General features: G+C 44.1%; 11 protein-coding genes. 7 read left to right on the plus strand and 4 right to left on the minus strand.

Annotated features, from left to right (window positions below; translation table 11 throughout):
• Window positions 1-695 precede the first annotated feature (695 nt).
• The 7 genes from BM257_RS11615 to BM257_RS15190 all read left to right on the plus strand — a co-directional run bounded on the left by BM257_RS11615 (window position 696) and on the right by BM257_RS15190 (window position 11,486).
• Entirely contained in the window at window positions 696-1,793 is a 1,098-nt protein-coding gene (locus BM257_RS11615; RefSeq protein WP_177216103.1) for a hypothetical protein, read from the plus strand.
• Window positions 1,794-3,350: 1,557 nt separating this feature from the next.
• Window positions 3,351-6,494 carry a BPTD_3080 family restriction endonuclease gene (locus tag BM257_RS11620; protein ID WP_092072760.1) on the plus strand — a complete coding sequence of 1,048 codons (3,144 nt, stop codon included), beginning with the start codon at window positions 3,351-3,353 and terminating at the stop codon, window positions 6,492-6,494.
• Window positions 6,491-9,085 carry a site-specific DNA-methyltransferase gene (locus tag BM257_RS11625; RefSeq protein WP_092072763.1) on the plus strand — a complete coding sequence of 865 codons (2,595 nt, stop codon included), beginning with the start codon at window positions 6,491-6,493 and terminating at the stop codon, window positions 9,083-9,085. The genes BM257_RS11620 and BM257_RS11625 overlap by 4 nt, the downstream gene beginning before the upstream one ends.
• 2 nt (window positions 9,086-9,087) lie before the next feature.
• Window positions 9,088-9,936 (plus strand): HNH endonuclease, encoded by an 849-nt coding sequence (locus BM257_RS11630; protein WP_092072766.1) that lies wholly within the window; start codon window positions 9,088-9,090, stop codon window positions 9,934-9,936.
• A 516-nt stretch (window positions 9,937-10,452) separates the two neighbouring features.
• Complete coding sequence (locus BM257_RS11635) at window positions 10,453-10,746, plus strand: hypothetical protein (protein WP_092072768.1); 294 nt, start codon at window positions 10,453-10,455, stop codon at window positions 10,744-10,746.
• A complete protein-coding gene (locus BM257_RS11640; RefSeq protein ID WP_092072771.1) occupies window positions 10,734-11,057 on the plus strand; it encodes a type II toxin-antitoxin system RelE/ParE family toxin in 324 nt (107 codons plus the stop codon). The genes BM257_RS11635 and BM257_RS11640 overlap by 13 nt, the downstream gene beginning before the upstream one ends.
• Before the next feature lie 207 nt (window positions 11,058-11,264).
• Entirely contained in the window at window positions 11,265-11,486 is a 222-nt protein-coding gene (locus BM257_RS15190) for a PIN domain-containing protein (protein ID WP_092072774.1), read from the plus strand.
• Here the strand turns inward: BM257_RS15190 and sstT are convergent.
• The 4 genes from sstT to BM257_RS11665 are packed head-to-tail and all read right to left on the minus strand — an operon-like array spanning window position 11,450 to window position 15,242.
• Window positions 11,450-12,676: a serine/threonine transporter SstT gene (gene sstT, locus BM257_RS11650; RefSeq protein ID WP_092072777.1), complete on the minus strand. Its 1,227-nt coding sequence runs from the start codon at window positions 12,674-12,676 to the stop codon at window positions 11,450-11,452. The genes BM257_RS15190 and sstT overlap by 37 nt on opposite strands.
• A gap of 3 nt (window positions 12,677-12,679) precedes the next feature.
• Window positions 12,680-12,961, minus strand: a complete 282-nt coding sequence (locus BM257_RS11655) for a porin (RefSeq protein WP_218154511.1) — start codon at window positions 12,959-12,961, stop codon at window positions 12,680-12,682.
• Between the two features lie 11 nt (window positions 12,962-12,972).
• Window positions 12,973-13,755 (minus strand): EFR1 family ferrodoxin, encoded by a 783-nt coding sequence (locus BM257_RS11660; RefSeq protein WP_092072783.1) that lies wholly within the window; start codon window positions 13,753-13,755, stop codon window positions 12,973-12,975.
• Complete coding sequence (locus BM257_RS11665) at window positions 13,752-15,242, minus strand: sensor histidine kinase (RefSeq protein WP_092072785.1); 1,491 nt, start codon at window positions 15,240-15,242, stop codon at window positions 13,752-13,754. Before BM257_RS11665 ends, BM257_RS11660 begins: the two co-directional genes overlap by 4 nt.
• Window positions 15,243-15,285: the final 43 nt, after the last annotated feature.

Genomic DNA, 15,285 nt, shown 5'->3' on the forward strand with positions numbered 1-15,285 from the left:
TCTTCGATTATTGTATTTATTTTATTTTTAATACTTGCTGGTATTGTATGTATTGTTTCTAATGTTGTCACAAAATAATCAGCATACTGCGGATAGTATTTCTTCACTCCTTCTTCAGCTTGACTGAAGTAATCAGGTGTAGTCTGTTGTTCTACATTCTCTACAATGGGAGATGCAGAACAATTATAAGAAACTTCGGCAGCCTTTGCCGGATAGGTGCATATAGCAAATACGAAACTACATGCAAGGACTCACTGGGTGAATAATGTCTTTCAGTACATAGTCTGGTTCTGTATTTTTGAGTCGTACTGCCCGCTGGGGACGAATTTCCGAAGATGAGGACCGTGACCCCTTGCGGAGCGGCGACCTTTTACCATGTGCCTATCTATGGGCGGCAGCCATGCTAACTTGCCTGCATATCCCTATGCAGCTTAATATAGCACGCTTTTCATTCCCCGCTCTTGCACCGTCGCTCCCGGCCTGTCCTTTTCATCCGCACAGGGCTATGAACGCAGATAAACGCTATCCCCTGGCGTGACTTCTTCCATGCGTCAGCGAGTCAAAGAACTCGTTAATACTTATTTTACTGATGACAAAGATAGGGATTATTTGGTAAGAATGCAAATTTTCAAGCGTATTTCTCCTGTCTTTAACGAATATTGTGTAAATTTGCAGTCATCGGCGGGTGTAGTGTAATGGCAGCACGCAAGACTTCAGATCTTGATTCGGCACATCTCCAGTGTGCAGGCGCGGGTTCGATTCCCGTCACCCGCTCTATGACAGAAAAAGACAGACAGCAACAACCGCGTCCGAAGGACAGTTTTAAGGATTGGGAAGCTCCGTTATACAACGACCTTCGCAAGATATTCTCTCGTGCTAAGTTGCGCGAGGTATTGACACATAGTTCTTTCTACGATGAGGAGGGTAAGGGCAACGGACGTTATGTGTTTGCTGGGATGTTTGTGTTCAAGGGTATGGTGGCACAGGTGCTCTACCGATATTTTTCAGGTGAGGGAACGAGACTGCAACATGTGTTAGGCAACCTGTTCCGCAATGAACGACTGGAAAGATTGTTTGACGACTTGAAGTTAAAGTCGTTCGTCCGTGCTAGCGAGAAGTTCGATGTCAAGACGCACAGGCATATTTTCGTTTATGCCGTTTTTGGCTATGTGACCACACTCGATGAAGATATCCGCAACTGGTTCATCGCCAAGTATATTCTTAATGATGAAAGCGAGCATCTGTTCCTGCATAAGAAACGAAACGCTAACCTGTTGGCACAGGCGGATGCCATGGTGAGGAGGACAAACGGGCAAAGACTGTCATTGGAGATGGAAGTGACGAAAGAGGGGCTTCATCGTGCCAAGGCGGTATTAAGCGATGGTACTGTGCTCTGCGAGGCAGAAAGCAAGAGTTGGCGCTATGCGCGAACGAAGACTACGAAACTCGCCTTGAATATGCTCGCCACTCCGTTCCGCAAGGAGATGTTGTCGAATCCAGAATATCAGGCTCGTGTCTTAGCTCGTGAAGAAGGGAAGATTGCCAAACGCAAGGCAGAGATAGAGGCGCGAGATGCTGCCAAAGAAGCCCTGCGTGCTGAGAAGCAGGAGAAACGAAAGGAGATTGCCCGTGCCCGAGACCGCAAGCGTCGCGCAAGTCAGGCTGCGGCAAAAACACGTAAGGCGGAGAATGCAGCCAGGACCGCTGCGAAGGCTGCGAAAGAGGCAAGACCCATGAGCGCAAAGAAGCGGAGATTTAAACAAGAAAAAATAAAAAAGCCCTGCCAAGCATGATGCCTGGCAGGGTTTTTACTTTGTTCAGCAGGCTCCGACGCAGGAGGTCGTTCCCAGTGCCGTCAGCAGGGCTGTGGCGAAGTACTTACCGCAAGCGGAGGAGCGAGGGTTCGTGTTCTGGATTTTGATGAATTTCTGACTCATGGTTTTAAATTTTTAAAAGGTTATTACAAAGATTGATTGTGTTGATTCAGATCTGCAGCTCTTCCTCATTGCCGTTACATCCTCAATGCAAGTGCAAAGGTACAACATTCCCATTGCGGTCTACGAATTTTCAGGTGTCTTTTTTTAATTTGTCTTGCCCTGAAAAACGTTGTTTTTATTCAACGTTTTTCAGGGCAAGACACCTTAACCCTTAACCTTGAGCCCTTAACCCTTCTCCCTTCTCTAGTATCTGTTAAGATGTATTCCAGTATCTCCCATAGGGGTATAACAGCCCTTAGTATCAGTCATACTAGGCTTTAGTACAAGTGATGGAAGATACTGGAGTGGGGGATAGAAGGCATCGGAATCAAATTGCCCCACAACTTTTGCGTGACAGTGACAGTTGTGACAGTAAGTTTTGGGTTAGTTTTTAACAGTTTAACAGTTAACAGTTAGCGAAAAAGACAAAATCAATCACAAATCACAGATCACAGTTACTTGTTTTGAGATTGACCGAAGAGGATTTTTCAGTTTTCAGCAAACGGGAATGGAAACAGAGTGGAAACGGAAACGGAAACAGTTAGCTTAAAGTGAAAAAATACTGGTACTAAATTTATTATATATATATAATATATATATTATATATATATAATAATATATATATACATATAATATACCTTGTTTCATTGAAAAATCAACTTCAACCTAACTGTTTCCGTTTCCGTTTCCGTTTCAATAACTGTGATCTGTGATTTGTGACTGCCATGATCCATACGGAATAAGTTGACTCCGCACCCTGGGAATCGTTGACGAGTGTCCCTAAGCTGATTGACTCTTATCCTAAGAACGTTGACTTTCACTAACTGTTTTCTATCACAACTGTCACACTTTATCCCTGCCATCGGTTGAATATTTGCTTAACACTAACTGTTAACTGTTAAACTGTTAAATCCCGATTTTTTATGATTTATGAATGTACTGGATATGTCTTCTCAAATGAGCATCTGTGTAATGGCTTCAATCCTAGTACATTCATAGAGATTAAGTAGAAAATTAATTTTATTTTCTCCTTAGACTTTTCCTATTTGATTAAATTTTTTCAATTTTTACTACTTAAATACCAAATTTTTTTGTAACTTTGCCCTTGCATTGCCACGATGCTTTAGCGAAAGCGGCAGTGTAAACTTTTGTGGGTTAAAATTAGCGTTTGCTGTTTACAGAACATTCCAAAGCTTGGTCGCAGAAGGATTTCAAAGTAAAACTTGCAAACGTTCACGGTAATCGTGGACGTTACTTGTTTCTTTGAAGGGTATGACCAAGCACCTGGAATGTGGATGAGTAATCGTCCACGTTTCTTGTTGTTTGGTCTTGCTTTTGTTTTTTAGAGAGCAGCGCATAAACGACATAACGCTTATGCAAGCCAATAACGACAATCCCGTACTGAATAATCCATACGAGGAACCGAGGTATTATTATGATACCGATATGAATGGGAACATAGACTATCAGACCGTTATCAATGGTAGACGGCCTTATGGTTATGATGTGAATATTGTGCCAAAAAAACGAGGAGAAAAGACTTTCTTCTCGCAAGACGACTTTATCTCGGTTGATCCCAATGCCGAGTTCATCAATGGCATCCGTAAAGAAGTAAAAACTTGGCGAGAGGGAGGCTACCCAAAAGCATCTCGTATCACAAAAGAATTACTTGATTTCTGGTTTAACAATAAGGAGCGCAGGGCGAACCTTCGTTTGTTCTTCTGTCAGCGTGAAGCTGTGGAAACGGCAGTCTGGCTGAACGAGATAGCAGAGCGCGACCCCAATACAGGTAACTACATCCTGAATCTGTTGGGCGAACGTAGGCATACCGTCTCAAAAGACGATGCCTATGTGTTGCCTCGTACAGCTTTCAAGATGGCTACGGGTACAGGCAAAACGGTGGTGATGGCAATGCTGATTCTCTATAACTATCTGAATAAGCGAGCCAATCCGATGGATACTCACTACGCTGACCATTTCCTGCTTTGTGCACCAGGTATTACCATCCGTGACCGCCTTTCCGTGTTGCAGTTAGACTATAGTCAGCGCAGCAATAATTTTGAGCGAACAGACTACTATCATCAGCGTGGACTGATACCACCTCAATTCGAAAAAGAACTGGGTGGACTGAATGCCAGCATCACCATTGTCAATTACCAACAGTTCCTGCCTCGTGTGTTTTCAGGCAAACATGCATCGCCTCTTGATGGCAAGCAGAAATGGGTAGATGGAGAGTTGGTGACTCAAAAAGACAAGGAAGACTACAGCGTGATGCTGAGTCGTATTCTGGAAAAAGGCGTGAAGGGCAAGCGTATTGTTGTTATCAACGACGAAGCACACCATTGTTATCTACCCAGACAAAACAAAGACAAGAATCTGACTGAGGACGAAAAGAGCGACCTGAAACAGGAGAACGATGCTGCTATGGTATGGTACGAAGGTCTTCGTCAGATGAAACTTTTGGGCTATAAGCTCCAACAGGTCTATGACCTCTCTGCTACACCTTATTATTTGAAAGGATCCGGTTATCCTGAATACTCTCTATTTCCTTGGGTGGTCAGCGATTTCGGACTGGTGGATGCTATTGAGAGTGGTTTGGTGAAGATACCATATCTGCCTGCCTATGACAATACAACAGACTTGGATGAGCCCAAACTGCGTAACATCTATGAGAGTATCAAAGACAAACTACCCAAGCGTGGCATTCGTGCTCAGAAGAAAAAGGACAAAGAAGATAATGTAGATACATCCATTTTGTCTGTACAGGCCCCTAACCTGCCAACGCTTCTGAATACTGCCTTAGAGCAATTCGTGAAAGACTATGAGGACTACGACAGAGGTCTGCGTCAGGCATACGAGGCTATGGGTACACTCTATACGGCTCCGCCTGTATTGATAGTGGTTTGCAATAACACAACGGTCTCACATGAGGTTTATCGAGATATTGCCGGCTATCAAGATGGTGTTAATAAGGATGGAGAACCTCGCTACCGTCGTGGACGTTTTGAAGTCTTTTCCAACTACGATGGCATGGGATTGCCTAAAGAGAAGTTCCCAACACTGTTGATAGATTCCTCAGCACTTGATGAAGCATCAACCCGTATTGACGAGGCATTTAAAAAAGCATACGCCAACGAGATTGAGGAATTCCGCCATGAATATGCTAATCAGCATGGTGCTGGTTCTGCCGATAATCTGACGGATGCAGACATTCTGCGTGAGGTGGTGAATACCGTCGGCAAGCCTGGCAAATTGGGGGGCGATATAAAATGTGTGGTCAGCGTGTCGATGCTGACAGAAGGTTGGGACGCCAATACCGTCACCCATGTCTGTGGCATCCGTGCTTTTGGCAGCCAGCTGTTGTGCGAACAGGTGGTAGGTCGTGCTTTGCGTCGTCAGAGTTATGACCTGATTCCCTACGACAAACTGGGACGAGAGATAGACCGTAAGGATTTGAAAAGATATAACCCAGAAAATATCACCTATAAGTTCCCACCAGAATACGCTCGTATCATTGGTGTACCATTCAACACCTTCAAAGGTGGTGATACGGTAGTAACGAAACCTCAAAAGCCCAAGGCTATTATCCGTGCTTTGCCAGAGCGTCAACAGATGGAGATTCGATTCCCTGTCATTACTGGTTATCGTTCGGATAATATCGAGGGGGCTCTAACTGCAGACTTCACAGACCTGCCCAAGTTCAAACTAGACTTCAACAAGATTCCTACAGAGACAATACTTGAAACCATCGTCAATGGCGATCAGAAGATGTTGAAGACGGACTATATGGAATTGCGTGATAAACAGGTTGTTTACTACTTTGCCCACCTGATGATTAGAGAAAGATACCGAGACCCAAATGGCTTTGATAAATTCCAAAAGATTTCAGACATTCTGAAAATTGTAGAAAAATGGTATGACGAGCAGTTGGAGATTATTGGAGGAGACGGCAGTAAAGAACAAAGAAGGCTTGTTATGTTTTCTAATTATTTAGCTGTATTAGATAGTATAAGCGAGGGAATCCATCAGGCTAATGTTGATCGTGAAGTTATCTCTGCTGTTTTGAACTACTACAATCCAGAAGGCAGTACCATCCATGTGTATCGCCCCACGAACAAATCTGTCTATCCAACACAGAAGAGTCATGTCAACTACGTGATAGCTGAAGACAATAGTTGGCAGCAGATAGCAGCTCAGACACTTGACTCATTGGAATGTGTAGAGTGTTGGGTAAAGAACACCTATCTTGGTTTCCGTATTCCTTATACTGTTGGTGATGAGAATAAGGAATATCAGCCTTCATTCATTGTTCGTGTGAAGGGAATAAATCTAATAGTGGAGTGTGAAGACTTCGATAGCGACAAGTCTGGTAACAAAGAAGCCAAGCGTCACTATCTGAAAGACTATTGGATTCCTGCTGCCAACAACCTCAAGACATACGGTACTTGGGACTTGTTGGAAGTAAGAGATATAGACCAATTAGAAAAACTCATAAACGATAAAATCAAGCAACTATGACATACGATAAGAATCGCCCCGTAAGTAGTATTAAGCACAACGATAAGCGTGCTGCCATTCCTGATAGTGCCCATCAAGGAGAGGAACAGATGGCTATTAGTGGCATGCCAGAACAGAGTGAGTACGACATCTTCCGTCATGAGTTCCAGCGTGGTAGAGACCCGGAACTCTATTGGCTCAACAAGTATAAGAATGATGATGAGGATAATACCGACTATATGCCGCAACTGCGTACAGACATCCGAAGCCTGTATAAGCATGAGGACATCCGCCCGGAGGCCATCATCGATAGTCTCTATGAACTGCATGAGCATAAGAGCGAGAGTGCCAAACTTCAGCTCGACTTGTTTGGCGATTTTGAGGAAGAGCAAGAGGATGAACTGGAACGATTAGCTGGTTACTACAAGCATTGTGACAATTGGCAGAATCGATTGATTCAAGGTGACAGTCTGCTAGTGATGAATTCCTTGCTGAATCGCGAGGGCATGAAGGGTCAGGTGCAATGCATCTATTTTGATCCGCCGTATGGAATTAAGTATGCCTCTAACTGGCAGATGAAGTTGAATAGTCGAGAAGTTAAAGACAATGACAACAACATCTCAGGGGAGCCTGAAATGATAAAGGCATTTCGCGATACATGGGAACTGGGTATTCATAGTTATCTGTCATATTTACGAGATAGATTAGTTATTGCTAGAGAATTGTTAAGTGAAAGTGGTTCTGTATTTGTTCAAATATCAGACCAAAATGTTCACTTGGTGCGTAGTTTGTTAGATGAGGTGTTTGGTAGTGATAACTTTTTCTCCCTTATTACGTTTAAAAAGACATCTCCACTAGGAAGTGCAGGATTACCTGGTGTTGTTGATTATCTGATATGGTATGCTAAAGATATAGAGTGTATGAAGTATCGTCCTTTGTTTGTAAACAAACCGATAGGACAAGGAACGATGTATAAGAATGTGGAACTTCCTGATGGAACTCGTCGTTCAATGACAAAGGAAGAAGCTCAAGATACTAATCTTCTTCCTAAAGGTGCACGTGCATACAGATTAGATAAACTATCATCAACAGGGTATACCGATTCTTGTATGTATGATTTTGAATTTGAAGGAAAAACATATAAATGTGGCAAAAAGAGTTGGAGAACCAATTATAATGGCATGCAAAGACTCATAGAAAAAAGAAGAGTTGAGGCTCCAAGTACAGTACCTTGTTATGTTTTGTTTGCTGATGATTTCCCAATGCAAGACATTAATAACTTATGGGCAGATACAGCAGGAGCATCAAATATAAACTATGTTGTTCAAACTTCAGAAAAGGTTATTCAAAGATGCCTATTAATGTGTTCGGATCCTGGTGATTTAATCCTTGATCCTACATGTGGTGGAGGCACAACAGCCTATGTTGCAGAGCAATGGGGACGCAGATGGATTACCATAGATACGAGCCGGATAGCGTTGAATATCGCTAAGAAGCGACTGACGACAGCACTCTTCCCATATTATAAAACTCACGATGATAGCGAGAATCCCAATATCCGCAGAGGCTTTATCTACAAAAAAGTGCCACATATCACCCTAAAGGCTTTGGCCAATGATTTGCCCTTTGATGAAGAAACCCTTTACGACCAGCCAGAAGAAGATAAGAAGCGAATTCGTGTGAGTGGGCCATTCACGGTAGAGACATTGCAAAGCCTTGATGTGAGTTCGCCAGAAAGTTTGAATGACAAGCAGAACAACTATGACGAATATGCAGCCTTTACGGAACGCATCTTCAACAACCTGAAGGCCAATGGTATTCGCAATGGTGTGAAGCAGCAACAGGCTGTGATGCACTCGATGGAACATCTGGACGAGCCTTATCTGAATGCCAAGGGCTATTATAAAATGGAGGATGGTACGGAACATTGCGTGTTCTTTATGATTGGCCCCAAGTTTGGCACCGTCAGCAAGCATGCTGTGAACGAAGCCGTTCGTGCTTTCCGTCAGCATCTGAACGAATCGAACTGGCTTGTGATTCTTGGCTTCTCGTTTGAGGATAGCATTGAGAGTGGTGAGAACAAAGACTATAACTTTGGTACGTTCCAAGTGTCAAAGGTTCGCATGAGCGACGACCTGCTGCAAGACGGTCTGCTGAAGAAAGACAAGAAAGCAGGCTCGTTTATCATCATCGGTGAGCCAGATATCAGTTTGGTGAACGATGGCAACGGCAAATGCCATGTAGAGATTAACGGTATGGATATGTACGACCCCATACAAGATGAGGTAAAAGCCCGTAACGTGAATGATATTGCCTATTGGGAGATGGACGACAATTATACGGGCGGTCTCTTCAAGGTGCGCAGCATCCACTTCTGTGGTGGCGACAAGAAAGACTTCGCTGCTTGGCGCAAAGGCCTCGATACAGTGGCTAAAGACCTGGCCAAGAAAAAGGCTGAACACACCCTGCGTCTGGAATTCAACGATGAGATTTGGGATACACTCTACGACTTCAAGAGCGAGCCAATCCCCTACGAAAAAGACAAGAAGATTGCAGTCCGTGTAGTCTCTCAGTTTGGCGAAGAGTCAACGAAAGTACTTGAAATGAAATAATCATGAAGTATTGGATCGTCCCAAGTAATGACCACATCTTTCGTATTGGTGATGCTATGCAAGCACAAGGCGGATTGGTTGACTGGAGAATGTCAAACAACTTCTCCATAGGCGACATCGTGTTTGTCTATAAAACAAAACCAGAACAATGTATCCGCTATCGGATGGAGATAAAAAGTGTGGGACTAAGTATCGATGAGGCTTTCAACCAAGAACAGTATTGGACGGACAAGGACATCTACTATAGTGGCCTTGGCAGTTTTAAGTATGCTCGATTCAGACTCTTGGAGGAATATACAGACGATATCATGTCATTACATCATTTGCATGAGCATGGGGTATTGGGAAATATTCAAGGTGTCATGCAATGTAAAAGTGAGGAAGTTTTGGAGTTCTTGCTTCATCCTTACGAAACAACAAACAATGATGTCTTTGATGTTGACTATCCTGAAGATGACGATAATCTTTACGAGGGGGCATTGATTAAGGTGATGGCTAACAAATATGAGCGTAATCAAAAAGCTCGCAGGGAGTGTGTTGCCAAGAAAGGATATAAATGTCTGGTTTGTGGTCGTGACTTTGAGGATACTTATGGTGAAATAGGGAAGGGGTTTATTCATGTTCACCATCTAACTCCTATTTCATCAATCGGCAAGGAATACCAATTGGATATTGACAGGGATTTAGTTCCTGTCTGTCCTAATTGCCATTACATGCTGCATCGTAAGAATCCTCCATATACAATTGAGGAATTGAAAGAAAAGTTGGAAGATAGAGCCAAGAAGATAGAAATAACTCCATACGATAATTCTATCGCTGCCGATGAATTGTTTCCTCCTGAAAAGGATTGAAATGTCTGAGAGCAGATCAGTGATATGAAAACATTTGGACCTGATCCATTAGGGTACCCTTCCAAAATGGGATGGTGCCTATGAGACAGGTGCCAGTCCCTGAGTGACCTCAGATGTCTGTCCCAGCCATACGTGCCCATTACTTTGAGTTACAACGAAGATTATATTGTGCGATATAATAAACCACACAAGGGAAGTAAAAGCGTTACAATTTGTAACGGTTTTGGGGAACACTAGGGACTGGTCCCTATCTCGTATTATTCTATACGGATAAAATTTGATTTATATAGTTTTGTTTCCGCATGATCTAATGATTGTGCGGATTTTTATTTTTTTTTACTCAATTTTAATAGGGATGAGACAAATATGAAAGAAATTGAGACAAATTTGAGTGACAAAAGGACAGGTACCTGACATAAACGATGTCTGAAGTAAGAAGGAAGATACTTTTTTACTTAAAAACTTGTGTAATATGAGAAAAATGACTATCTTCGCAGTCGAATATACAACTATAATATGGAAGAGAAAAATTATCAACAATTCGAAGAAGAAGAGAACACTGGTATTGCCAGCGAACCTTCTGTTGATGTACAGAATGTCGGAGTTGGAAGCTATACTGGTGCAGTCCCCATACATGATAAGATTGATGACCTGGACTGGGACCGTTGTCCTATCTTGGGTCCAAAGACATTGGAAGAAGCTGTTGCCAGAATTGAGAAGGCTGAATCAGAAATAGATGATCCAACAAAATGGACTGCTTCAGAACGGATGTGGGATGAAATGCATCAGAAGTTTCCATGGCTACAATAATCTGGGAGGACACTGCCAAACTACAATTGGCAGAAAACATCATGTATGCGATGATGGAATTTGGTGAGAGTACTGCTAAACGATGGGAAGCTGATGTTCGTGCTGTTGAATGGCGATTGGAACGCTTCCCCAGCTCTTATCCTCCAGAACCTTTCTTGCATGAAAGACAGAAGTTGTACAGACAATGCCACGTCATGCATAAAAGATTCAAAATCATATATCATTATGATGAGGCAAACAATGTTGTCCGAGTGATGGACATCTGGGATACTCGTATGAGTCCGGAGACATTAATAGATAGAATCAAGTAAGACTTTATAATTTTGTCGTACCTTCGCAAAATAGTTGCTCCAAAATTTGGAAGTTTCAAGAAAAGTTCCTATCTTTGAACCAGAATCCCCCCTTGTATGCAAATTACTTGGGTCAGTTGTGAAAGAGCAACTTAGAAAGATTAATCCCCCCTTGTATGCAAATTACTTGGGTCAAGCCTCTCTCGGGAGGCTTTATTATTATCGACTATGGATAAGAAAAAAGTTATAGTGTATGTTGACGGCTACAACTTCTACTATGGATTGAAGCATGGTGGAAGTATGTGGAAGCGTCTCTACTGGTTAGACATCGTGCTCACAGGGGGACATCCCCTTGTGCTCAGGGGGATGTGCTCAGAGTCAATAAGCATTTTCCGGGACAGTCCCTTGTCACATCACGCCTTGTTGTCGCCTCTTTTCTTCCTATCGTAATAATCGGCTGTAGCGGTAAAGAATACGTCGCTGCTGGAGTTAAGGGCTGTCTCAAGGCTATCCTGTATCACACCGATGATAAAGCCTATTGCTACAACCTGCATAGCCACGTCGCTGCCGATATTGAAAAACGAGCAGGCCATGGGTACCAACAGCAGCGAACCGCCGGCAACACCTGACGATCCACAAGCGCCCAAAGTGGCAATGATACTCAGGAAGAGAGCCGAGGCGAACGTCACTTCAACACCCATCGTGTGGGCTGTAGCCAATGTCATCACCGTAATGGTGATAGCTGCCCCATCCATGTTGATGGTCGCACCAAGTGGGATGCTCACAGAGTAGAAGTCCTCATCGAGTCCCAACTTCTTGCACAGAGCCATGTTGATGGGGATATTGGCTGCCGAGGAACGGGTAAAGAATGCCTGCATTCCGCTCTCCTTTAGACAGGTGAATAGCAGGGGATAGGGATTGCGGCGCAACATCAGGAAAAAGATGAGTGGATTGAAGATAAGCGCACAGGCAAGCATACAGCCTATGAGCAGCAGCACCAGATGGCCATAGGTGCCAAACACCATCAAACCGCCATCAGACACTGACGTGAACACCAGACCCATAACACCGAATGGCGCAAACTCGATGACCCACCTCACCGTCAGCGTAGTGGCCTCTGAGATGTCCTGCACCACCGTAACGGTTTGCTGGCTCGCCTTCATCTTCAGGGCAATGCCTATCAGAATCGACCAGAACAGAATGCCGATATAGTTTGCCTCCGAAATAGACGTCATCGGGTTGGTCACCATATTGGATAGAAGGTTGCTGAACACATCGGAGAGGGCACCGGGCACAGACTGGTCAACGGTATTGCTCAGCTTCAACGTGACAGGAAACAGGAAACTGCCCACCACGGCACACATCGCTGCAATAAACGTGCTGAGCATGTACTGCGAGATGACCACCCGGAAACGGGATCCCAGTCCGCTACCTGCTTTGGCGATGCTGGCTGCTATCAGCACAGCCACCAGTATGGGGGCTATGGCTTTCAGCGCACTGACGAATGTAAAGCCCATGATGCCTATCCAGTTCCACTGTGGCACAAAGAGTCCGAGACAGGTTCCGATAATGAGTCCGCCCAGAATGCGGAGCACAAGACTCATCTGGCACCATTTGTCAAAAATCGATATGCTTGTCATATACTAATATACTTTAATACGATAAATCAAACTTAACTCTATCCGATTGTTGTTATAGTCTTCCAATCCACAACCATCCTTATACTTCACGCTCTTGCCTACGTAGGCCAGCGACAGTCTGGCATCCTGCGTGAGATCCGGAAACCATTGTACAGCAGCCTGATAGGTATAACTTGTACGATAATTGCGGAAAGCCTCGACTTTCCTCAGCGATGCTTTTTCTACGGCACCCTTCACAAAGAGATTCCAATGGGCTGCGGGCTGATAGTGCAATTCGCCTATCACGCTGTTCCGAATCATTCAGAAAACACATACTGTCCCCGTTTCATCTTACCCCAATGGATGGCGTGTCGAGGACAATGGTGATAGCAGGCAAGACAATTCGTGCAAGAACCATCGTGCTTCCATTGGGGTGGGGTACCTTCTATGTCATCTACAGGACAAAGCTTAGCACATAGTCCACATTTGATGCAAGCTTCCTCATCCACCCAGAAATGCTGGTCAGTGATGAGATGCTTGTTATAATAGCCACCAATGACATAGGTGTAAGTGTAGGGGATGGCTCCCTTGACGAGTTCCTCCACACCACATTGCCGATTGCCGACCACCTCACAGATGTGCCGCAAGCGTCCTTTGGCACTTTCTATCTTCTGATGAACCCGTTCGGGGGTGTCAAGATGCAAGAACGAGAAACAGACATTCGACTCTGGCATTACTATCGCAAAGGCGGCATCTGTATGGAGTCCTTTCTTTCCCAGCTCTTTGTTAAAGATGCGCATGGCGTGTCCCATATTATCACCACAGGTGGTCAACGCATAGATATAGGGCAGGGGAGAGGATGGTGAAAGAAAGGTTGCTCTTCGGATAAACTCACGGACGATGCGAGGGGGTTGCCAACCATGCGTGGGAAAGCAGAATCCCAGTCGCTCACCTTGTTGAAGCTGGTACACAAGACCAGCTCCCTCGTTTCCCGTTTTATTCAGCTCGTCAGGAATATACTTTAACACATCACCTGTCGACAAAGCTAACTGCTCTGCCGCCCATTTGGTGTTTCCTGTTCCAGAAAAGTAGAAAATCATGAGTGCAGTTCAAGTACAAAACGAGTACCTTTTGTGAACTCCGGGTCGATCTCAAGGTCTCCATTCATCTTCATCGCCATCTGTTTACAGATAGGCAGTCCGAGACCGTCACCCTTTGTCAAGTCCCTGATTTCCAGGAAAGGCTTGAATATATTCTCCCGCTTCTCTTCTGAGATACCACAACCGGTGTCTGATACGAGGAACTGATGGGTATGCGCACTACGTTTCTTATACTCCAGCCAGATAGTACCACCCTCCGGGGTGTATTCTGCGGCATTGGTCAATAAGTGGAGAAGAATATGGGAAACATATTCCTTATTCATATCAACAGTCATCTTTGGTGCGTTAACCTTCAGAGTCACCTCACGTTTTACCTTATCACGGATCTGATCCATCAAACCCTCACAGAAAGAAGGAATCTGTGTCTCTTCCAATGCTATTTCATCTGAGGAGTTCTCCAACTCAGAGAGTGTCTGGATATGCTGTGAGAAATCCATCAATGCCTTCACCTCAGGCTTACTGCTGTCAAGTTTTTGCAAGGTGGGATCCAGCTGGGCTGAGATATTACTTATAAACTTTGCTTTTAACGCGTTGTTATCTTTCTCCAAATTAATAATCTTCTTTTGTTTACGAGTCTGGAGGATAAAACGTAATAAGATGACAGCTCCAACGACTAATGCCGCAGCCAATGCCCCGGCAAGAATCATAAGACCGACAATGATCACCCAACGGGTTGTCAGGGAACTGTCTTTCTCAGCGATCGAAGCCTCATTATCTGCAATCTGTTTTTTCAGACCAGCTATCTCATCCGCATGTTTCAAGGCGTTGGTGGAGTCTTTCCAAGCAAGATAATTGCTATAAGACTGTGCCACCATTCCTGCATTGTTACTCTTACGACCATTGGCAATCAGTGTCTTATAGACCTCATCTACTTTGTCATATTCCTTGGATGCCGTCAGCTTGTTTGCCATTTCCTTGAAGACAGCATCACCCTGGGCGTTAAGTCCGAAAGAATAAAAATAAATAGCCTTCTGGTAGAGCAGGTCGTTTTTTACTTTCTCATCGTTCGAGGCATTGGCTTGATTCTCCATCACATTTAACTGTTCCTTGGCGCTGTCAGGCTTCCTGAACTTCATATACATCTGCAAACGCTCCTTGGTGACAAGGTAATGTAATGCGGAGGCATTGGCACCATTCGCCTTATTGTTGATGGTCTGGTCTATGTTACGCAAAAGCTCAAATGCTTCTTTGTGCAGTCCATCTTTGGAATATAGTGAGGCAGCCTTGGCACCACATTCTACAGCCAGCTGCATTTGTCCTTTTCCCACATAATCCTCATAGGCCCGGATATAGTTATGACGGGCAGCGGGAATGGTCTGGGCAGTTTCTGCGCTTTTCTGTAATTCACTCTTCTGCGCATCTTGAGCGCTGATTGACGAACAGCCAAGTGTGAGGCTTAATAGTAAAATAGTTACTTTTTTATTCATAGTATATAAAGAATATTCGTTTAAAATTTGACTGCAAAAGTAT

The organism is Prevotella sp. tf2-5, assembly GCF_900115435.1.
Classification (GTDB): domain Bacteria; phylum Bacteroidota; class Bacteroidia; order Bacteroidales; family Bacteroidaceae; genus Prevotella.

Bases quoted from the DNA above. Each gene is read 5' to 3' on its own strand.
- BM257_RS11615 (WP_177216103.1), top strand. From the start codon at position 696: ATGGCAGCACGCAAGACTTCAGATCTTGATTCGGCACATCTCCAGTGT.
- BM257_RS11620 (WP_092072760.1), top strand. From the start codon at position 3,351: ATGCAAGCCAATAACGACAATCCCGTACTGAATAATCCATACGAGGAA.
- BM257_RS11625 (WP_092072763.1), top strand. From the start codon at position 6,491: ATGACATACGATAAGAATCGCCCCGTAAGTAGTATTAAGCACAACGAT.
- BM257_RS11630 (WP_092072766.1), top strand. From the start codon at position 9,088: ATGAAGTATTGGATCGTCCCAAGTAATGACCACATCTTTCGTATTGGT.
- BM257_RS11635 (WP_092072768.1), top strand. From the start codon at position 10,453: ATGGAAGAGAAAAATTATCAACAATTCGAAGAAGAAGAGAACACTGGT.
- BM257_RS11640 (WP_092072771.1), top strand. From the start codon at position 10,734: ATGGCTACAATAATCTGGGAGGACACTGCCAAACTACAATTGGCAGAA.
- BM257_RS15190 (WP_092072774.1), top strand. From the start codon at position 11,265: ATGGATAAGAAAAAAGTTATAGTGTATGTTGACGGCTACAACTTCTAC.
- sstT (WP_092072777.1), bottom strand. From the start codon at position 12,676: ATGACAAGCATATCGATTTTTGACAAATGGTGCCAGATGAGTCTTGTG.
- BM257_RS11660 (WP_092072783.1), bottom strand. From the start codon at position 13,755: ATGATTTTCTACTTTTCTGGAACAGGAAACACCAAATGGGCGGCAGAG.
- BM257_RS11665 (WP_092072785.1), bottom strand. From the start codon at position 15,242: ATGAATAAAAAAGTAACTATTTTACTATTAAGCCTCACACTTGGCTGT.